Here is a 19,822-nt window from a genome sequence, read left to right as displayed (position 1 = left end):
AAAAACAAAACCGAGCATCCAGCATTACGCTTTATTTTTATAGCTGAAATTTTAAACACCTCCAAAAAGTAATGAAAAAGACACTAGGGCTAGCCATTGAAAAAATAGCAAAACAACTGCTTATCGCCGACGGCAATTTTGACGTAGCGCAGATGAAAGCAACCATCATGGAGCTTTACGAAAAATTAGTGCTGCTAGAACATCTTGAAGGTAGATCAGAATCTCTTGCAACAAAAGAAGCGATGGCTTCTTTAGATTCTAAAAGCTATCGAGAAGAAAATTGGTTTAAAGAACCAGAACCAGTACCACAATCTGCACATAAAGATGACTTGGTAGAACCTTTAATGGAAAAAATAAAAGATTTAGTCGCGCAAATGCCACCCGAATCTCAAGAAGTAGATGCTTTGTTAGAAAAGGTATTGCCTCCCAAAAAGTATATTAAAAACGATTTGGAAGCATTTGCTTCAGAATACCAAGAAATGCCCACATTTGAGCGTAAAACAGATGTAGTTGAAGAAACCCCTACCATTCATAAGTTAGTAGAAGAGAAGGAACCAGTACAAGATATTCCAAAGCCAGAAGCTACAAAGGAACTTGTAAAGGATAAGAATAGTAAAGAAAAACCAACCTCTATTAATGATGCAGTAAAAAGTGTAGCGATTGGTTTAAATGATAGAATTGCATTTTTAAAACACTTGTTCGAGAATAATGTGGAAGATTATGAGCGTGTGTTATCCCAACTAAATACCTTTGAAAACTTTGAAGAAGCATCACAGTTCTTAAGCCATCAAGTACAACCAGAATACCCGCATTGGGAAGCTAAAGAAGAATATGTTACACGTTTTATGGAAGTGGTTGCCAAACGTTTTAATTAAGAGTTTATGAATAGTAGATCGATTATCTATTGGATTGCCACAGTGTTAATGTGTGCGATGTTTTTATATTCGGCACAACTATATTTCTTTAATACAGAAATGGTGCAAGGCTTTTTCGAGTCGTTTAACTATCCAAGTTATCTTGTAATTCTGTTGGCAATTGCTAAAGTATTAGGAGTAATCATGGTGTTATGGCGCGCTAGTTCTTGGCTCACCGAATGGGCTTACGCAGGCTTCTTTTTTGATGTGGTCTTGGCCTTTTTTGCACACCAACACGCAGGGCATGATGTAACGCAAACCTTAGTGACCATGATTTTAATTTTAGTTTCTTATTTCTTCGGGAAAGTAGTACGCGATTAAGTATGGGAAAATTATATTTAGTACCCACGCCCATCGGAAACTTAAAAGACATCACCTTTAGAGCGATTGAAGTCTTAAAAGAAGTAGACCTCATCCTAGCCGAAGATACCCGAACCAGTGGAAAGTTGCTGAAGCATTTTGAAATTACAACGCAAATGCACTCCCACCACATGCACAACGAACACAAGACTACCGAAGGCATTGTAAACAGAATTAAAAGCGGACAAACCATTGCCCTTATTAGTGATGCTGGAACACCCGCCATTAGCGACCCAGGGTTTTTGTTAACCCGCGCCTGTGTGGAAGCGGGTATAGAAGTAGATTGTTTGCCGGGTGCTACCGCTTTTGTGCCAGCACTAGTAAATAGTGGCCTGCCTAATGATAAGTTTGTCTTTGAAGGCTTTTTACCCGTTAAAAAAGGACGCCAAACCAGAATGCTATTGTTAGCAGAAGAAACCCGTACCATGATTTTTTATGAGTCACCTCATAAATTAGTAAAAACCTTAGTTCATTTTGTCGAGTACTTTGGAGCCGATCGTCCTATATCAGTTTCCAGAGAAATCACGAAGCTTCACGAAGAAACCGTTCGCGGAACTGCGCAAAAAGTATTAGCACATTTTGAAGTCAAAGCTCCCAAAGGAGAGTTGGTGGTGATTGTGGGGGGTAAAAAATAAAGTATTATGTATTTTCATTATTATGATAATTTAAAAGTAAGCGAGTTAGTTAGTTCTAAAGGTAAAATGATATATGAATTTCGATCAAAACCTATTGAACAAGATGGTATTTCAACTCTAGGTGAGTTTAAAAATATTAATTTGTTTGTTGGGCCTAATAATAGTGGGAAAAGTAGATTTATGAGAGGATTATTAAAATCTGATCCAGTCAATAATTTTAAGGTGTCTCTAAATGAAGAGAGTATAAAAACTAAATTTATTAAACTAAAAAGGGATTATCATTTAATTCCTAAAAGAGTTGCTGCATCTCAAATAAGGAGAGACGTAATAAAGTCGGCAAATAATATAACTAGCTATAGATCAGAACTTGAACTTGTAGCAAATCATACTCAGGCTGTAGAATACTATGAGAGTTTGAAATTAAACCAAAATTTAGTAAAGCAATTACTAGCTGTTGAAAATACTTCTAATATAAAATCTCAATACGAGTGTTTGAACTCTTTTATCAATGATGCTTTAGTGATTAAAGAGGATGTTGAATATCAAATAGAGCATAAACAAAACAATAAGTTTTATATTCCAACACTAAGGAGTGTTCATGAAAATAAAGATTTAAAAAAAGGTGTATTTGAAAAGACTATAAGTAATCTATACTCTATTGAAAGTAAAATTTTTACTGGATTGGGCTTGTACGAAGAAGTCCTAAATTTGAAAAATTCAAAACATAAAAATAAGAAAAAAATAAAAAAATTTGAAGAGTTCCTTTCTGTTCATTTTTTTTCAAATAAAGAAGTTGAGATCACATCTGACTATTTAGAAAAAATACTTTTGTTCTCTATAGACGGCAATGAAAAACCAATCTATGATTTAGGTGACGGAATACAAACGATAATTATTCTATTATTCCCAATTTTTACGGCATCTGAAAATGACTGGGTATTTATAGAAGAGCCTGAAACAAATTTACATCCTGGTTTCCAAAAAATTTTCATAGAAACATTGTTAACAAATGAGTATCTATTATCTAAAAACCTTAAATACTTTATAACTACTCATTCTAACCATTTTTTAGACTTATCGATTTTTAATGATTCTATATCCATATTTCAATTCAATGGTTTAAACAAAAAAGATGTTTTTGAGATTGACAATATTGTTAAACCTAACAAAGATATTTTGAATTTACTTGGGGTAGATAATTCATCAGTTTTATTAGCAAATTCTTCAATTTGGGTGGAAGGTCCTACGGATAGAAAATATCTTTCATTTTTCATAAAACTATATGCAAAGACAAAAAACGTTTCTTTAATAGAAGATATTGATTTTGCATTTTTTGAATACGGAGGAAATTTAATTGCACATTATTTGTTTGATAAAAACTACGAAGAATCTGAAGAGGAAATTCGTGACAAAATAAATTCTTTTGCCTTGTCTAATCATATCTATTTATTTGCAGATAATGATAATGTAAAGATGAGCACCAAAAAAGGCAAAAGAAGAAAAAAACTAGAAGAGATATCAAACAAAAAAGCAAATTTCTTTTACCAAAATACAGAGGTTGTTGAAATTGAAAATCTAATCCCAGCTTCATTAATAAAATCTTTTGCTGAAACACTAATAAAAGATGAGGAATCAAGAGTAAAGTTAGATAAAATAGCAATTGTCAAATCTGATTACAGCAAAATGCGATTAGGAACTTATTATTCTAAAATGTTTGAAAATTTAGGTATACCAAGAACAAAACAGAAAGTATTTATGTTGGATTCTAATTCTGAAGAATCAATTACTTTAAAATCTGAGTATAAGTTTAAATTATGTGATTTTGTTATTGAATCTGATATTTCTTATGATGAGTTAATAAAAGACAATCCAATCTTAGATTCAATAATTAAAAATCTTTATAAATTTATTAAGAAACCTTAATAGACTCAAAAAAACAATCGAAAACTTAGATTAGGGGTAATCCCTAAAGATTCTTTTTCTAATTGTAAAGCGGTATTGTTTACAGAAGAATAATATGACAAAATGGTTTGCTTTTGGTTTAAAATATTCCAGATAGACAGACCAATTCTTGCCTTAGTTCCTGCACCAAAATGTAGTTTGTAATTGAATGAAACATCGGTTCTAAAAAAATTCTCGAGACGCTCATTGTTTGGTGGATTAAATAGAATTTGTGTGTTTTCTATTCCCGAAGAAGGACCTATGCTGCCTGTTGTGGTTGGAATACCCGTATGCCAATTTGTTCCTAAAGCGATACTTAGGTTTTGCCAAGTATAGCTGTTATTAAAGGTGATAGTGTGTTGCACATCAATATTGTTTGGAAAACTAGCACCATCGTTGAGTGTGGGAAATACATAGTTGTTTTGGCTCCAGGAATAGCCCAACCAAGAGCGCAATGATTTAAATTTTTTCTGAATTAAGAAATCAACTCCTTTTATTTGATATTCACCATTGGTGTTCACAAATTGAAACTGATTTAAAAAGCCTTGTGATCTTGTATTGATTCCTTCTACTTCTTTATAATATCCTTCAAGATTTAAAATCCATTTGTTTTTGTTGTAGGTAAAACCAATAGAACCTTGTTTGCTTTGAAGCAGGGGTATGTCTGTGTTGTTTGCAATAACCCACCTACGCTTTACAACACCTAGAAAGTCGTTTTGGCGTACAATAATTTGTGAGGTGGCCTGATGTTTAAATTCACCAAGAATATAGCCTCGTAAAGGTTTTGAAAACGTATAACTCACATTTAGTCTGGGTTCCCACAAGGTTCTATTAAGAGACGGGTAGGTAGTAACTCGTAATCCTGTTTCTAATTGTAAGGCTTCCTGTTGGTCTTTAAAAGTGTATTGTGCATAGGCTGCATGGTTTCGAAGCACAGTTCTTACAAACCTATTAATGGGTGGCGTATTTACATTGAAAGCATTAGATACTCCTGTTTCTGTAAATTGGTAGCCAAATTGCACCTGTTGCTGTTTCGAAAATGAATAGTTGTTTTCTAGACGTAACCCCATATCTAAGACCTCATTAAATTGAAACAAACGCTGGTCATTTTCCACATCGTAATTAATTCCGTCTAGTTTGTAATTTGACAAATACCCAGAAGCATGGGTGTTAAACTGATCATTCCAGCTTCTTGAATAGTGAAAACCACCCGCATTATTTTGCTGGGTTAATGCGCTTTCACGGGTTTGATTTACGGTAGGGTCTGCGGCATTTTCTTGATAGGTTAAATTGTTATTAATCCGTATGAGTGAAACACTGAGTTTGTCTTTTTCAGAAATGTTATACAACAGCTTTCCGTTTAAGTCATAAAAGTAAAAGGATTCATCTGTTACAGAGGTTCTGGCGGTATTCTCCTCTGTATTGGTGATATCGGTATCTTGAAAAATCCGATCAAAATATTGTTGGTAGGTGGTTGTTTGTACCACATCTGTAATAGATCTTCTCGCTGTAAATTGCAGTCCTATTTTTTTTGAAAGAGGCAATTTTACAGATCCGCTTCCATAAATAAAATTAAGTCCAGCGTTTCCTTCTAGTTGCGCAGCAGGGTCTTTGTCTAATGACATGTCTATAGTTCCAGAAATACCATCTCCCAAACGTGCCGAAGTACCATTTCGAGAAACGTTAATAGTATTAATGCTATAAGGCTCAAAGGCAGAAATCATTCCAAAAAAGTGGTTCGACTGCCACATCTTAATACCATCCCAAAGCAATAAATTTTGATCGTTTGTGCCTCCTCTAATGTTAAGATTTGCAATAGATTCGTCTGTACTGCTAATACCAGGAAGGGATTTGATGCTTTCTAGTACATCGGGTTCTGTAAGGCCAGGAATAATATCGAATGACTTAGGAATAATATCGATGCTTCCATTTTTATTAAGATGTACTCCTTTCGCTAAATACTGCCATATAAAGACTTCACCTAAGCTTTGATTGGTAAAGGAGTTCACTTCTTTTTTTTGCACCGCAACTGTTTGTTCGAGTAGTATGAATTGGATAGGCGTTTCTGCTTCTAGACCATCTAATGCTGCTCTAAGCGTTAACATTTCCGAAGGTATTTGTGCGTATACATCTTGTAGCACCTCATCTGAATAAGAGAAGGGAATAGCATACCTTGATTCGAGAATTTTAATGATGTCTATTAGTGATGTTAACTCGTTTGATTGAGCCGTTGTGTTTTGAAGCACAAGCAAAAAGAAAATAACAGAAAAGAATCGAATTCTACTCACGTTTAATGGTAACAGTTTTATCAGTTTTTGAAAAAGTATATTGTAAAGGTAATGTTACTGTTTTTAACGCTTCTTCTATATTGTTGTGAGGAAATGACCCTGTAAACAAACGTGTAGTATCTATTTTTTCTACATGGATGGTAATGTCGAATTGACGCTCAAGTTCATTTAAAACCTGCATGTAGGGTGCGCTTCTAAAACTACTCATACCCTCCAGCCATGAAGGACCTTTTAAGCTGCTATTATTTCCTGATGTAAAGTTGTTTGAATGCGCGATGAAAAAATCGCCAGGTTTTAAAACTATTTCTTTTTTTGGATGTATCACCTTTACGGCACCTTCAAAACAAGTAACCTCAAAAAAATCATCACGCTGCCTTACATTAAATTCTGTTCCTAGCACAGTAATACTTCCTTCTTTTGTTTCAATGGTAAAGGTAGCCCCTTTTGTAACCTTGAAATACGCCTCTCCTCGAAGGTTTGCACTTCTGGTATCTGACCAGTCTTTAGGATGATAGGATAGCTGAGAACCCGCATTTAAAATCACTTCTGTTTGGTCTGGAAGTGTGATATTGGCAGTTTTTGCTATGGCAGAAGTTTCAATAATATCTCCAGCTTGTTGTATGTAAAAAGAAACCGCTAAAGCAAGCACTAAGATGGCTGCAGCAGGAAGCCAACGGAGCAATTTCCTTGATTTTCCTTGATTTTTTGGCTTTTCTTTGCGCAACGTAAGATGGTTTAGTTCCTCCTCAACATTATATTTGGGAGATTTAAAATCTTTCATAGCCTCAGATAAGCGCTCTAATTCGGCACTATCTTCTAGGGCATGAAATGCTTTTTCTTCAGCACTTGAAAGAGCTCCTTTCAACCATTTTTTTATTAAAATTTCCCGTTCCATATCTATACAACAATTTAGGAAAGAAAACACACAGGTGTATTCTCAAATTTCTTTTATATTTTTTCTCAGTTTTGTAAGTGCGCTATAGATTCTCTTTTCTACAGCACTTGTGCTTATATTTAATAAAGCTGCTATTTCTTTATATTTTTTACCTTCAGTTCTATTTAATAAAAAGGCAACTCGTTCTGCTTCTGTTAAACTTTGTAAAGCAGTTTGTAATTTTTCCATGTACTCTGTTTCTTCAAGAATAAACTCTGGTGTAATATTGGTTTTATATCGCTGTGATGTTTTAGAATAAGCGAGTACCACTTTTTGATGTTTCACTTCATTGAGCATACAATTGTTGGCAGTAGTAAATAAAAAACTCTTTGCTTTTTCTGGTGTTACTTTTCCACAGTGTTCCCATAATTTAATAAAAGCATCTTGTACTTTGTCTTTAGGATGCAAGAGATCTCCATACCGAAACCGAAGATAATTATGCAAGTTTTCGGCATGTTTCCGAAAAAGCGCATTAAAAATAGCTTCATTACAACAGTGATGATCTGAGGTTTTTTTCATGGATAAAAATTAGACTACAAAGTAGTCACAAAATTTTTACATTGTCAACATGTGGATTTTTAATCCTGAGTTGTTCTATTACCAAAGCGCTTAGAAAAGAACTATTAATGTAACACCAACACCATGAAAATATTCACATCACAAATACAAAAAAGCAGCTACAAGATCTTCTTGTTTATAGCCTTATTAGCGGTTGTTTTTTCTTGTCAAGAAGACAAGATGATTTTAGAAAACCCAGAGCCAGAGCAGACGATCGAGGTAGGATCTGAACTTTTTAATACCATTCAAAGAATAGCCCAAAACGATGGTGCTATCGATGATGTAATTGATAATACAAGTTGCGCATCTATCGATTTTCCATTTACAGTTATTTACAATCAAGAAGAATTTGAAATCACAAACGAAAGCGATTTACAAACATTATTAGCACTATTGGCAAATAATCAAGGTGGAAACAACATCGAAATAGTTTTTCCTATTGTAATTGTTTTAAGTGATTATACTACGATTACCATAGAAAGCCAAGAAGCATTAGAAGCATTTATTGCCTCTTGTACAGCACAAGAAGATGATTGTGTAGATTTTGTTTTCCCAATTTCTTTTTCTGTTTTCAATATCGATTTTGAACTGATAGAAACTGTTGTGATTAATAGTAATATAGAATTATACTTGTTTCTTGAATCCATTTCAAATACAAACACTATTGTAAGTTTAAATTTCCCAGTCTCTTTAGAATATGGAAATGGTACTACCATAGAAGTTTCAACAAATGAAGAACTCGCTGCAGCTATAGCCGATGGACCCAATAATTGTGAAGTAATTATTGATCCAGAAAATCCTTGTCCCGCAGCAATCGTAGAAATGTATTTAGAAGAATGCTTCTGGTCTCCAGTACTGTATAACGGAGACGATTTCTATGAATTCTATAACTTCACGTTTGGACCAAATAATATCTTAGAATTACTAACGCCTACGGCATTTCAAATTGAGGCTGTATGGGAAGTATACGAAGATAATGACGATACACTTTTACAGCTTGAAAGTAATCTGCCGATTTTTGATCCATTTGAAGGGGTTTGGAAAGTACTACAATGTTCTCCTGAAGAAATAATAGTAGAACAAAACGGAATTCAAGTACTTTTTAAAAGAAACTGTGGATCTAATTTAGCTGAATGTTATGGTAGCGGACAAGGTATTTGTGATGATGATAACGACGGTTTTGTAACCGTAGATATTGGATTACTTATCAATAGTGCAAACTGTAACGATTCTTTAGAATATGTAATCTCATTCTATGCAACAATTCAAGACGCTTACAACGGCACTAATATGTTACCTCAAATGTATACCACTGTAGTACCAGGATCGCAAACCTTATTTTATGCAGTAAGGGATATCAACGATAACAGCTTAGAGTATGTAGGAGCATACGAAATAATTGCTGAAGATTGTGGTACCGATTGTGATAACCCAGGAGTATTAACCGATGATTTGGTCATCTACATCCCTTTTGGGAATGAAAGTCGAGAAATTATCTCTGATAGCGTTCTACAAGGTGGGAGCCTTCTTGAAGATCGTGATGGCAATTTAACATGTGCATTAGGACTTGTAAATGAAAATGATGTTGTATTCATTCCAATTACAGATGAAAACCGAATTGATCAAGGTGATGCTTTTACCGTGAGTTTATGGTTTCAAGCCCAAAATACAGACGCAGGAGATTTTGAGACTATTTTTAGTAAAGGCGTGGGCAACAATGAAGGATTTCAAATTGCGTTATTCGATTTAAATACACCATTATTTAGTGATAGCACTACTGGTTATGGATTATGGGATAACGACTGGAATATGGAAACAGATGTGCAGTGGGAAAACACAGATTGGCATCACCTTCTTATAACGGTGGATGAAAATAACACAGTACAACTGTACCGAGATGGTGTATTGCGTAACAGTGATTTCAATTCTTCTATTGATATAGGACCATCTGCAGTGAATGGGTATTTTATAAACACCACTCCTTTTAACGGAAATGTCGATGATATTCGAGTATACAAAAGGGCTTTAAATCCAAATGAGATCTTCACTTTATATAACTTAGAAGGAGAATGTTATGACTGCCTTGATTAAAAAATAATTTAAGTTCATGTTAAGTTTATGAAAGAGAGGGTTGTTCTTTGTTGAGCAGCTCTCTTTCTCTTTTCTGAAATGTTAAATAATCATTACTTTGTAGACACTTAAATAACTTTTTTGAAGGCACTATTAAAACAAATACGAAACTGTGATATCTGCAAAGCACATTTAGTATTAGGTCCTAGACCCATAGTGACCGCAAATCCAGAAGCGCGAATTGTTATTATTGGACAAGCACCAGGTGCTAAAGTGCATGCCTCAGGTATTCCTTGGGATGATGCCAGCGGGAAACAACTACGAAAATGGATGAATGTTTCAAATGACGTTTTCTATGATGAAGCCAAAATAGCCATTGTACCCATGGGATTTTGCTATCCCGGAAAAGGAAAAACAGGCGATGTACCACTTTAGATGGTTTTATTGGTATTGGTTTATTACTTAGTTCAATATGTAATTGTCTAGAAAACTACTTTTTCTTCAATATATCACGTATAATCTTAAGGTGATGTTCAGTATGAATAGTAAGAAACTTAATGGTTTCGTCTCTATTCATAGTCCCAAGAATTGGATGATTAAAGTGCTTTTTTTCTGCAAGTGTAGATAATTTTTCGACCGTAGCAAGCGCTTCATTATAATGCATTTGTAACGTATTGATAGTTATAGTTCCTTTTGGACTTACGGACTCTGGCGCAGTAACTTTTCCTCTAGGTAGCGTATTAGAAGTAAAGACATGGTCACGTGTGCTATTGGATTCCGCTTTGTAATTACTTTCGTCAGAATATTGGAGCGCTTTATACAACTGGTGTACCATTAAATAAATATGATCCATATGCCACGCAACCGGAGCTTCTGAAATTTCAAGGTTTATGGTATCCCGAACAGCAATATAGGATGCCACTTCATTGAGTTTTAATTCGAGATTAGAATTTCTTTTGTCTGATTCCATACTTGCAGCGCTGCTTAATACTAATATCCCTGCCATTAAGATTAAGATAATGTGAATACGAGTTTTCATTTTTTAGATTTTTATTGAGTTTGATTTAGCTACAACTGTTTTGTGTAAACACTTTAGTGGTACATATCTGCTATTGCCGTTTTATACTTTGTTTGCTTTAGTATTCTTTTTTCAGAATTTCTAACCCTTTATTTATTAAATGATTCTTGTCTATTACTTTTTTAATTTCTATCTGAGGGGGAATTCCATAGCCAACAAATTCTTTTCCATTAGACAGGTAATCTCTTTTTGAGCAAATTTGAACGCCTCCTTCTCCAGGCAATTCGAATCCGATTGGATTTCCGGTTGACCCAGCTGTAGGTCTTCCAATCACGACTCCTCTTTCTGTATTCAAAAATGCTGAAACAAAGTCTTCTGCTGCTGAATACGTTTTTTCGGTGATTAAGACTACGATTGGTTTGGTGTATCTTTTTGATTCTTCTTTGGGCTTAACAATATCCCCTGCATTATCTTGCCATTGAGTACTAACTAATCCCGAAGAGACCCAAGCGGGCATATACATTAGTGTTTTCCAACGGGATGTCTCAAACGGCTTATCAACAAAGTGGCTCAATACATAATTTGCATAACCGCTGCTTCCTCCCCTGTTTTCTGATACGTCAATTATTAGTTTTGGCATGCTTTGGATATTTTTGAAAATACTATCAAATTTAGCATCCAGATTTTCTCCCCAAAATCTATTTATTTTAAGATAACCAGTTTCTTCATTGAGCTTTCTAAATTCAAAAGCAGGAGTATTAGATTTTGCATTAGTTAGTTTTCGACTGATTGAATATACTTTACCAGTATTCGTTTTCAATTCTACTTTTTTCTCAATATTTCCTTTGAGTAAATGATAATCATACACTTGAACATACATGTCTTGTTCTGTGGAATAAGAAACGTAAGGCTTCACTCTTGTTGATGCATACTCATGAATATTAATTCCGTTGATTTCTATAATTTCCATTCCTTTTTTAAGTCCTTGATTTTTGATAGTATCATTTAGTATTGCTGTAATGATGACTTTATTCTCAATTAACTCCGTCTTTATTGGTGGTACAACTTCTTTTACCTCTCTCAACTGCCAAGGAACTATTACTCTCGTATGACCGTCATTTAGTAGAGCGCAAAATTCCTGAAGTTTTTTGTAGTAATCATATGTAGAACTTGTTTCTAATACTTTTGGAATATACGCTTGGTAAGTTTTGTCCCAATCCAATGACGGTACTTGGTCAAAGAAAACAAAGTTCTTATCTACTTCTTTCCACACTTTAGATAATCCATAGATTTTCTCTTCATCTGTTAGATTTTCTGGTACTTGAGAGTAAGCATTTCCAATAATTGCTACTAATCCGAATAGTAAAATGATTTTTTTCATTTTTGATTGATTTTAGATTTTTATTTGTTTTGAAATTTTAAAAGCTATACTCATTACATACGCTATTCCGACCGTAAAGAATTTACAGGATTCGAATTTGCAGCTCGAAGCGTTTTTACACTAATCACTAGTAATGCAAAAAAAATCATAGCGCATCCGCTTATTAAAAACACCCAAAAACTAATGCTTGTTTTGTATGCAAAATCTTGTAGCCAACTGTTAATACCATAATAAGCAATTGGTACAGCGATAATAAATGCAATGGCTACGAGTACTAAAAATTCTTTACACAGCAGTGTGTTGATTTGTAATAACGAGGCGCCCAAAACTTTACGTACGCCAATTTCTTTGACACGACGGTTTGTGGTATAAATCACAAGACCTAGAAGTCCCAAACAGCTAATTAAAATTGATAGTCCAGTGGACCAATTTAAAAGCTTGGACACTTTGCGCTCACGCTTATAAAAGTTAGCTACTGTCTCGTCCATAAACTCTAATCTGTAATCTTCAGTTTCGGTATATACCAAATTATAAACATTCTGAATTTTTTCTAAGGTCTGTTCTAATTGATCTGGCGACATATTATTATTAATAGCAATATGCACAGCTTGAAATTGAGAAAAATACTTGCGGTACCAATCGCCTTTTAAAGCCATTGGTTTTATTTTTGTTTTTAATGACCTTTGATGAAAATCTGCCATTACACCTACAATTGGCACATCTCTATCGTGAAGCGAAACAGATTTGCCAATGGCATCTTCTGGATTATTGAAACCTAAAATTTTGCTATAGGTTTCATTAATTACAAATTCATTTATAGTATCATTTCTAAATGTTCGGCCAGCTAAAAGTTGAATCGAAAAAAGGTCTAAGTACTCAGAATCTCCAATCACAAATTGTAATTCAGACTTAATCTCGTTTTCACCATTTATAAATGTAGTAGTGGTTGAATTAATGGAATTTGAAGCTGGTGGATGGCCGCCAATACTTATTTTACTTATCTCTGGAATTGCTTTTAACTTTTCGGCATATACTGCCTTTTTTGTGAGCTCTTGTTCAGACCTTGGACTAAAAACCGAAACGATAGCATCGGTCTTAAAGCCCATATCTTTGTTCAATAAAAAGTTAATCTGTTTGCTAACGAGTAACGTGGCGATAATAAATACCTGAGCAATAGTAAACTGAAATACCGTTAAGAATTTACGAAGTCCAACCTTTTGATTACCAATAGAAATTTGATTTTTTAATACGGAAACAGGATTAAATTTAGACAGTAATAATGCAGGATAAAATCCAGATAAAATAGTCACAATAAGCAGAAGTGCAAAAATTGAAGACAGAATAATTGGCGATTTAATTAGTGAAAAGGTCAAATCTTCTGACACAAAATCTGAAAATATGGCTAGCAAACCTTTTAAAAGAACTAAAGAAAGTAAAACAGAGAACAAGACTAATAAAAAAGTTTCTCCCATAAATTGTGCTATGAGTTGCTTTCGAGAACTTCCTAAAGTTTTTCTAATCCCAATTTCTTTGGCACGTTGCGTAGCTTGTGCTGTATTTAAGTTAATGAAATTTATACACCCCAAGAGTAATAAAAACAGAGCGACTAAACCTAAATTTTTTAAAAGTGGCTTACTGGCTTGTGTTTTTTCCCAATCGTAAATACCATAATCTTCATTAAAATGAATATCATTTAAAGCTTGTAATTTAAATTTCCGCAATTCGCCATACTTAATATCCTCTTCGTCTGTATGTTCTAACGCCAAATCATCCAAAAGTTTTTGTACACTTGCTACATCTGCATTTTCTTTAAACTTTATATATAACTGTGAATTTCCGTTTGTGTTAATCCAATAACGATTTTTGATATCTCTTCCTCTACCGGTTTGAAGCAAGGTTGGGTGAGATACAAATTCTTTAAAAACGATATCTGTTCGTTTCTTGAAATTTTCGACAACCGCAGTAACTTTTACATTTATAGAGTCATTATAAACTAAAGTTTTACCAATAATTTCAGTGGGGGAAAGTTTTGGAAAATATTCCGCAGCTCTGCTTTGGGTGAGTACCACTTGATTTGGGTTTTTTAAGGCTTCGGTTTTGTTTCCTGCCAAAAAGTTATATTGAAAAATATCCAAATAGTTTTGGTCAGCAAAAATCACGAAGTCTGGCCATTTTAGGGAGATGTCGTTTTGCTTATTAACTACATTTGATGGTCTTTCGATGTAAAATTCGCTTACAGTTTCAAAATTTGAATTATCTTCTATGGCATCCTTTAAAGCCAGAGTTATGCCTGAATTATAATTTATCCCTTCTGGGTCTGTAAATTCTGTAACCACACGATATATTTGATCTCCATCTTTATGAAAATCATCAAAAGTATAATCGTAATAAATCATAAGACCTATTACAAAAGAAGCACTTATACCTATCGTAAGACCAATAACATTGATTAGAGAAAACACTTTGTGCTTCATTATATTTCTCCATGCTGTTTTGAAATAATTTTTGATCATGATTTCTAAGAATTACTGTTCGTTTTTTGATTGAATTGCTTAAATAGTTCAGTAAAATCAGGTTGGTTTTATACCGAAGTGCTATCTGCTAGATTGATTATTTATTGATTTATGCTAGGATATTCTCCGTCACTTTCTGCCCATCCAACATTCTAATGATACGATGACTATATTTAGCATCATGCTCGCTATGAGTAACCATTATTATTGTTGTACCTTCCTCATTAAGGTCAATCAACAAGTCCATAACTTCATTACCATTAGTACTATCTAAGTTACCAGTCGGCTCATCGGCTAAAATTAATTTTGGTTTATTTACAACCGCTCTTGCTACAGCGACACGTTGTTGCTGACCACCAGATAATTGTTGTGGAAAGTGGTTACGGCGATGCATGATTTGCATTTTCTCTAATACTTCTTCGACACGTTTTTTTCGTTCGGCTGGTTTCACACCTGTATAAATTAGTGGTAATTCAACATTTTCGAAAACAGTCAACTCGTCTATAAGGTTAAAGCTCTGAAATACGAAACCTACATTATTTTTTCGCAAGTCAGAACGCTTACGCTCGTTGTATTCAGCAACTTCTTCACCATTAAATTTAAAGCTTCCGCCGTCAGGATTATCTAATAACCCTAGGATGTTAAGTAGTGTAGATTTTCCACAACCCGATGGTCCCATGATGGCAACAAATTCGCCTTCTTTTACCTCAAAAGACAATTTATTTAATGCCAAAGTCTGGACTTCTTCTGTTCTGTAAATTTTCTCTAAATCCTTAATTTGTATCATTTTTTTTGGTGTTTATTATTCGTTTTTTGATTGATTTTTTTAAAAAATAAGTTCTTCAGTATCTCCAAAAGAATCATAACTCGATGTTACCACTTTGTCTCCAGGATTTAGACCTTCTAACACCTCATAGTATTCTGTGTTTTGACTTCCGAGTCTTATGTTTACTTTATAGGCCTTATCTCCATTTTCGCTAATTTTAAAAATCCAATTACCTCCTGTTTTTTGAAAGAAACCTCCTTTTGGAACTAATAAGGCTTGCTTTTCTGCACTTAATGCAACACGAATTTGTAAGTTTTGACCTCGACGGATACCTTCAGGTACTTTGTCTTCAAATTTCATATCTACTTGGAAATGTCCATTTGTTACTTGAGTAAAAACTTTTTTAATTGTTAATATATATGGTTTACCATTAAGTGTAAAAGTTCCGGTTTGTCCATTGTAAATTCTTGAGATGTAGTGCTCATCAATATCAACTCTAATCTTGTAGCCTGAAGTCACATCTACTTGCCCCAATCGTGTACCTTTATTTATCGATTGTCCAATTTCCGCATCTAAAGAAGTCAATTGTCCATCGATCGGCGCACGAACTATTAAGTCACCTACTTTTTTTCGCATAAGCTCTAAAGCACTTTGGGTTCTAGAATAGGAACTCTTAGCCTGATTTATTTCTAGTTTTGATGATATTGAATCTTCAGCTAAAACTTGTTTAGACAATTGGAGGCGCTCTTGCTGATAATCAAAATTATTTTTAGAAGATTCATATTCTTGACGTGCAATTACACCTTTATCATACAAACGCTTATTTACATTATAAACACGCTTTGCCTCTATAAAACTACTCTCAACATCAGTGAATTGGTTTTGTATGTTAATGGTATTTTGTCTTGCAGCATTTTGAGAAATCTGCATTTGCGTTAAAAGATTGTAAACCGAAGTTTCTTGATTGATAAGACTCAATTCTAAATCCGTGTTAGACAATCTTAAAATAGGCTCACCTTTTTTCATCTTAGCACCGTCTTCTACAAATTTTTCTTCTACACGACCACCTTCTAGTGCATCTAAATAAATTGTAGTTATAGGCAAAACAATACCATTTACAGGAATGTTTTCTTGAAATACACCTTTTGAAATCGTATTAACCGAGATGCGTTCTTTTTTAACATTCAATTTAGAACCGCCTGAAGTTTGAATAACCACGTAGATAATTATGGCTAATGTCACTATTATACCTACAAAAAGTCCTATTTTTTGACTTGAGAATTTTTTCTTTTGAATTGGCACGTCCATTTTTACTTTATTATTTTCACTGAACATATATTGAAGATGGTGCCATGATTTCAAATTATTGATTTACAGTTACTTAAAAAATATTTCAAATTTATAAGTGTTCGATTTTGATACACTTTATGTCCGAAAGTGTACACATTTATGCAATCAAAAATTTTTACTCTTTGATTTTTTTGAAGCTGAATATAAAACCGTAATATTGAATAGCTTACTCTGACTTTAGATGCAGCTTTTATTAAAACAAAATGTATCAACCTGAATGATGAATATCTTATTAGCTAAACTTCGATGATCGAATGGTGTTAAAAAATGCTTCCATATTAGTAATAGACGATGATGAAGATGTACTTACGGCACTCCGTTTGCTGCTAAAACCTTTAATAAAAACTGTTGTTACTGAAAAGAATCCGAGTAATATTTTAACTCAAATAGAAAAAACTGAATTTGACATTATTATTCTTGATATGAATTTTAATGGTCTTGTTAATACTGGTAATGAAGGAATTTTTTGGTTGAATAAAATTAAAAAGACAAAGCCTGAAACAGCTGTAATTTTAATGACTGCCTATGCGGATATTGATTTGGCAATTCGCGGATTAAAGCAAGGTGCATCAGATTTTTTGATGAAACCTTGGAAAAACACCAAGATTTTAGAAATCATCACCACCATTCTAAGTCAAAAGAAATCAAATAGCGCGAAATCAATTCCTATCAACTCTTCTAGTCATAAAATTATTGGAGAAAGTGGTGTAATGCAAGATGTTTTTGTAAAACTTAAAAAAGTAGCGCCAACTGACGCCAATGTATTGGTTTTAGGCGAGAATGGTACTGGAAAAGATTTAATTGCAAGAGCGCTTCATGAAAACTCTAATCGAAAAGATAACCCATTTATAAAAGTAGATGTTGGCTCCTTGACCTCATCGTTGTTTGAAAGTGAATTATTTGGCTATAAAAAAGGTGCTTTTACCGATGCAAGGGAAGACCGTATCGGTCGTTTTGAAGCAGCAAATGGAGGTACACTTTTTTTGGATGAAATTGGTAATATTACACTCGGACAACAAGCACGATTATTAACTGCACTACAGAATAGACAAATTACGCCTCTTGGTTCTAATTTACCTGTATCATTAGACATTAGATTAATTTGCGCAACCAATGTGGCACCAAATAAATTGGCTGATGAAACCAAATTTCGAAAAGATTTAATCTACCGAATTAATACAGTAGACATTATTGTACCGCCATTAAGAGAACGTGGAACCGACATCACTGTTCTGGCAAGACACTTTGTTTCACTTTATGCAGAAAAGTACAACAAGAACTCCTTTAATTTTGATTCTGGTTTTTTTTCAAAGTTAAAGAAGCACGATTTCCCCGGAAATGTTAGGGAGCTTCAATATGTTTTAGAACGTGCTGTGATTATGACTGACGGAAGTACTCTAAAACCAGACGATTTAGTATTTTCTTCAATTGAGCGTTCTATAAACATTGACAACAATCAAACTGTTAATCATAATTTAGAGGATATAGAAAAGAAAACTATACTTACCGTTTTAGAAAAGAATAGAGGTAATGTTACAAAATCTGCTAAAGAGTTAGGTATTACAAGAGCTGCGCTTTACCGACGCTTAGACAAGTATGAACTATAAAGCCTACATTTTTAAATTATTTTTTAGAATTACACTTATAATTGGTCTAATTCTAGGATTGATTTATACATTACAAATCCAAAAAAATATTTACACGACAATACTTGGCACTGGCTTACTTTATTTGTTGATTAATACATATTCTTTTGTGAAACGCCGTTTTATAGCCATGGATGACTTCTTTGAAGCTGTAAAATATCGTGATTTTTCAAGGTGGTTTCCAGAAGATATAGGTCCAAAAGATATGCGGTTTCTATATTCTGGTTTTAATGAAGTTAATCGCACCATTAAAGAAATAAATTCTCAAAATCAAGCACAATATGTCTATCTGCAAAAGATTTTAGAAATGGTTGATATAGGTATTATAGCTTATAATCTAGAAACTGGGGATGTCCTATGGACCAACGATTCTTTTGGGGATATTTTAGATATGCCATCTTTTAAAAATATTCGTTTTGTTAAAAATAGAAAGCCCGAATTATACAATACTGTTTTTGAAACATATAACAGAGGGCTCAATTCAATTTCGATAGCGCTACAAAATGAAAGTTTAAAAATATTGATTTCAGATACTGTTTTTCAGGTTGAAGAAGATGCTTTTAAACTCATTGTAATTCAAGATATTGATAGCACCTTAAATAAAAATGAATCGGAATCTTGGAAGAAATTATTAAGTGTAATGACCCATGAAATCATGAATTCTATTACACCAATTTCATCTTTGGCGGACACGTTACAGCAAAATTTACAGTTAGCGATAGAACAACCTAAAACAGCAATATTAGAGCTGGAAGACCTTAACGCAGGCATAAAAACTATTAAAAACAGAAGTGAAGGTTTATTAAAATTTGCTAAGACTTACCGTAGTTTGAGTAAAGTTACCAACTTAAATCTACAACTTATTCATATTTCTGAATTGTTTAGTAACATTCAGTTATTGATGGAACCATCCATAAGAGCAAAAAATATTGACATAACTTTCAATATTAAAAGCCCTAAATTAGAGCTAGACATAGACATACATCTTATTGAACAAGTATTGATCAACTTACTTTTAAATGCCGTAGATGCTTGTAAAAAGAAGGATGATGCCAAAATAAAAGTCGAAGCTTCACTAAATACAAATCGAGATATTGTTATTAAAGTTTTTGATAACGGTTCTGGAATTCCACAAGATATTTTAGATAATATTTTTGTACCATTCTTCACTAGTAAAACCACTGGAAGTGGTATTGGACTTAGTTTATGTAAGCAAATCATGCTACTTCATAAAGGAAGAATCATCGTTAAGAGTATTGAAAATGAAGGTTCAATTTTTAGTTTGGTATTCTAAAGACAACAAAACCTTATATTACTGTAAAGCTTTACTTTGTATTGAGAACTAGATTAACTCGCAAAAGTCCGTAGGACCAAAAAGGGAAGCTTGTACAAATACGCTCAAATTGTGATACAATTTTTGAACTTTTCTTTTGAGAGCCATTTTGAAG

16 protein-coding genes are annotated in these 19,822 nt (G+C 33.6%); 8 read left to right on the top strand and 8 right to left on the bottom strand.

Annotated elements, in window-relative coordinates:
- Positions 1 to 71: 71 nt before the first annotated feature.
- Genes ACY2RS_RS05265 through ACY2RS_RS05250 form a run of 4 tightly spaced genes read left to right on the top strand, consistent with a single transcriptional unit; the run spans position 72 to position 3,832 of the window.
- Entirely contained in the window at positions 72 to 875 is an 804-nt protein-coding gene (locus ACY2RS_RS05265) for a DUF8457 domain-containing protein (protein ID WP_490097575.1), read from the top strand.
- Between the two features lie 6 nt (positions 876 to 881).
- Positions 882 to 1,235, top strand: a complete 354-nt coding sequence (locus ACY2RS_RS05260) for a DoxX family protein (protein ID WP_490097574.1) — start codon at positions 882 to 884, stop codon at positions 1,233 to 1,235.
- Positions 1,236 to 1,237: 2 nt separating this feature from the next.
- Positions 1,238 to 1,909, top strand: coding sequence for a 16S rRNA (cytidine(1402)-2'-O)-methyltransferase (rsmI, locus tag ACY2RS_RS05255; RefSeq protein WP_490097573.1), 672 nt, complete (start codon positions 1,238 to 1,240; stop codon positions 1,907 to 1,909).
- A 6-nt stretch (positions 1,910 to 1,915) separates the two neighbouring features.
- A complete protein-coding gene (locus ACY2RS_RS05250) occupies positions 1,916 to 3,832 on the top strand; it encodes an AAA family ATPase (RefSeq protein WP_490097572.1) in 1,917 nt (638 codons plus the stop codon).
- A gap of 5 nt (positions 3,833 to 3,837) precedes the next feature.
- On the opposite strand, the gene ACY2RS_RS05245 is transcribed toward ACY2RS_RS05250, so the two are convergent.
- Genes ACY2RS_RS05245 through ACY2RS_RS05235 form a run of 3 tightly spaced genes read right to left on the bottom strand, consistent with a single transcriptional unit; the run spans position 3,838 to position 7,591 of the window.
- Positions 3,838 to 6,138: a TonB-dependent receptor plug domain-containing protein gene (locus ACY2RS_RS05245; protein ID WP_490097571.1), complete on the bottom strand. Its 2,301-nt coding sequence runs from the start codon at positions 6,136 to 6,138 to the stop codon at positions 3,838 to 3,840.
- Complete coding sequence (locus ACY2RS_RS05240; protein ID WP_490097570.1) at positions 6,131 to 7,033, bottom strand: FecR family protein; 903 nt, start codon at positions 7,031 to 7,033, stop codon at positions 6,131 to 6,133. The genes ACY2RS_RS05245 and ACY2RS_RS05240 overlap by 8 nt, the downstream gene beginning before the upstream one ends.
- A gap of 42 nt (positions 7,034 to 7,075) precedes the next feature.
- The gene (locus ACY2RS_RS05235) at positions 7,076 to 7,591 is read right to left on the bottom strand and encodes an RNA polymerase sigma factor (protein WP_490097569.1); all 516 of its coding nucleotides are present in this window, start codon (positions 7,589 to 7,591) and stop codon (positions 7,076 to 7,078) included.
- A gap of 123 nt (positions 7,592 to 7,714) precedes the next feature.
- Between ACY2RS_RS05235 and ACY2RS_RS05230 the strand changes: the two genes are divergently transcribed.
- Both ACY2RS_RS05230 and ACY2RS_RS05225 read left to right on the top strand, forming a co-directional pair.
- Positions 7,715 to 9,721, top strand: a complete 2,007-nt coding sequence (locus ACY2RS_RS05230) for a LamG domain-containing protein (RefSeq protein WP_490097568.1) — start codon at positions 7,715 to 7,717, stop codon at positions 9,719 to 9,721.
- Positions 9,722 to 9,841: 120 nt separating this feature from the next.
- Entirely contained in the window at positions 9,842 to 10,135 is a 294-nt protein-coding gene (locus ACY2RS_RS05225; RefSeq protein WP_490097567.1) for a uracil-DNA glycosylase family protein, read from the top strand.
- A 55-nt stretch (positions 10,136 to 10,190) separates the two neighbouring features.
- Here ACY2RS_RS05225 and ACY2RS_RS05220 read toward each other — a convergent pair whose 3' ends face one another.
- The 5 genes from ACY2RS_RS05220 to ACY2RS_RS05200 all read right to left on the bottom strand — a co-directional run bounded on the left by ACY2RS_RS05220 (position 10,191) and on the right by ACY2RS_RS05200 (position 16,686).
- A complete protein-coding gene (locus ACY2RS_RS05220) occupies positions 10,191 to 10,739 on the bottom strand; it encodes a DinB family protein (protein WP_490097566.1) in 549 nt (182 codons plus the stop codon).
- A 97-nt stretch (positions 10,740 to 10,836) separates the two neighbouring features.
- Entirely contained in the window at positions 10,837 to 12,099 is a 1,263-nt protein-coding gene (locus ACY2RS_RS05215; protein WP_490097565.1) for a S41 family peptidase, read from the bottom strand.
- 62 nt (positions 12,100 to 12,161) lie between these two features.
- The gene (locus ACY2RS_RS05210; protein ID WP_490097564.1) at positions 12,162 to 14,573 is read right to left on the bottom strand and encodes an ABC transporter permease; all 2,412 of its coding nucleotides are present in this window, start codon (positions 14,571 to 14,573) and stop codon (positions 12,162 to 12,164) included.
- Between the two features lie 148 nt (positions 14,574 to 14,721).
- Positions 14,722 to 15,399 carry an ABC transporter ATP-binding protein gene (locus ACY2RS_RS05205; protein ID WP_490097563.1) on the bottom strand — a complete coding sequence of 226 codons (678 nt, stop codon included), beginning with the start codon at positions 15,397 to 15,399 and terminating at the stop codon, positions 14,722 to 14,724.
- A gap of 39 nt (positions 15,400 to 15,438) precedes the next feature.
- The gene (locus tag ACY2RS_RS05200) at positions 15,439 to 16,686 is read right to left on the bottom strand and encodes an efflux RND transporter periplasmic adaptor subunit (RefSeq protein WP_490097562.1); all 1,248 of its coding nucleotides are present in this window, start codon (positions 16,684 to 16,686) and stop codon (positions 15,439 to 15,441) included.
- Between the two features lie 296 nt (positions 16,687 to 16,982).
- Between ACY2RS_RS05200 and ACY2RS_RS05195 the strand changes: the two genes are divergently transcribed.
- Positions 16,983 to 18,335, top strand: coding sequence for a sigma-54-dependent transcriptional regulator (locus ACY2RS_RS05195; protein WP_490097561.1), 1,353 nt, complete (start codon positions 16,983 to 16,985; stop codon positions 18,333 to 18,335).
- Positions 18,325 to 19,668, top strand: a complete 1,344-nt coding sequence (locus ACY2RS_RS05190; RefSeq protein WP_490097560.1) for a sensor histidine kinase — start codon at positions 18,325 to 18,327, stop codon at positions 19,666 to 19,668. Before ACY2RS_RS05195 ends, ACY2RS_RS05190 begins: the two co-directional genes overlap by 11 nt.
- Positions 19,669 to 19,822 lie beyond the last annotated feature (154 nt).

Source organism: Patiriisocius sp. 208BN25-11, from assembly GCF_058147145.1.
This window is presented reverse-complemented; position numbering and strand designations above follow the sequence as displayed.

What these genes read in the sequence shown, in the direction of transcription:
- rsmI (WP_490097573.1), top strand. Translation starts at nt 1,238, where the DNA reads ATGGGAAAATTATATTTAGTACCCACGCCCATCGGAAACTTAAAAGAC.
- ACY2RS_RS05235 (WP_490097569.1), bottom strand. Translation starts at nt 7,591, where the DNA reads ATGAAAAAAACCTCAGATCATCACTGTTGTAATGAAGCTATTTTTAAT.
- ACY2RS_RS05260 (WP_490097574.1), top strand. Translation starts at nt 882, where the DNA reads ATGAATAGTAGATCGATTATCTATTGGATTGCCACAGTGTTAATGTGT.
- ACY2RS_RS05250 (WP_490097572.1), top strand. Translation starts at nt 1,916, where the DNA reads ATGTATTTTCATTATTATGATAATTTAAAAGTAAGCGAGTTAGTTAGT.
- ACY2RS_RS05240 (WP_490097570.1), bottom strand. Translation starts at nt 7,033, where the DNA reads ATGGAACGGGAAATTTTAATAAAAAAATGGTTGAAAGGAGCTCTTTCA.
- ACY2RS_RS05190 (WP_490097560.1), top strand. Translation starts at nt 18,325, where the DNA reads ATGAACTATAAAGCCTACATTTTTAAATTATTTTTTAGAATTACACTT.
- ACY2RS_RS05210 (WP_490097564.1), bottom strand. Translation starts at nt 14,573, where the DNA reads ATGAAGCACAAAGTGTTTTCTCTAATCAATGTTATTGGTCTTACGATA.
- ACY2RS_RS05205 (WP_490097563.1), bottom strand. Translation starts at nt 15,399, where the DNA reads ATGATACAAATTAAGGATTTAGAGAAAATTTACAGAACAGAAGAAGTC.
- ACY2RS_RS05265 (WP_490097575.1), top strand. Translation starts at nt 72, where the DNA reads ATGAAAAAGACACTAGGGCTAGCCATTGAAAAAATAGCAAAACAACTG.
- ACY2RS_RS05200 (WP_490097562.1), bottom strand. Translation starts at nt 16,686, where the DNA reads ATGGACGTGCCAATTCAAAAGAAAAAATTCTCAAGTCAAAAAATAGGA.
- ACY2RS_RS05195 (WP_490097561.1), top strand. Translation starts at nt 16,983, where the DNA reads ATGGTGTTAAAAAATGCTTCCATATTAGTAATAGACGATGATGAAGAT.
- ACY2RS_RS05230 (WP_490097568.1), top strand. Translation starts at nt 7,715, where the DNA reads ATGAAAATATTCACATCACAAATACAAAAAAGCAGCTACAAGATCTTC.
- ACY2RS_RS05220 (WP_490097566.1), bottom strand. Translation starts at nt 10,739, where the DNA reads ATGAAAACTCGTATTCACATTATCTTAATCTTAATGGCAGGGATATTA.
- ACY2RS_RS05215 (WP_490097565.1), bottom strand. Translation starts at nt 12,099, where the DNA reads ATGAAAAAAATCATTTTACTATTCGGATTAGTAGCAATTATTGGAAAT.